This window comes from Pseudomonas sp. FSL R10-1350 (assembly GCF_009600525.1).
GTDB classification, from domain to species: Bacteria; Pseudomonadota; Gammaproteobacteria; order Pseudomonadales; family Pseudomonadaceae; genus Aquipseudomonas; species Aquipseudomonas helleri.
The window spans coordinates 1-274 of record NZ_WIVR01000233.1 but is presented as its reverse complement, the minus strand read 5'-3'; the positions used below and the strand labels follow the sequence as shown (position 1 = coordinate 274).

Below are 274 nucleotides of genomic sequence, written 5' to 3'. Positions count from 1 at the left end.
CTCAATTGTTGAGGTAAGAATTCTTCAAGAGCTGTAATCTCATTGGCTTCAATTTCGGCTAAATCTTCACGGCCAGCATCAGTATACTGAGTGTAAGAATCACGGCGTTGTTTAACAAGCTTCACTAATACTGCGGTAATACCGTCATCATCAAGTGTTATTTGCTCGTCAATTTCACGCTGCTTGATTGCAGCAAGCACCATACGAATTGGGTTAAGACGAGATTTGTCTTTCGCTCGCATCGCATCTTTTTGCGCATCTTTTAGCTTTATTA

At 40.9% G+C, this 274-nt stretch carries 1 protein-coding gene; it reads right to left on the bottom strand.

Going from position 1 to position 274, the window contains the following annotated elements:
* Positions 1–274 (bottom strand): GatB/YqeY domain-containing protein (locus tag GHO25_RS25950; RefSeq protein WP_218581103.1); only part of this gene is annotated, 274 nt, incomplete at both ends.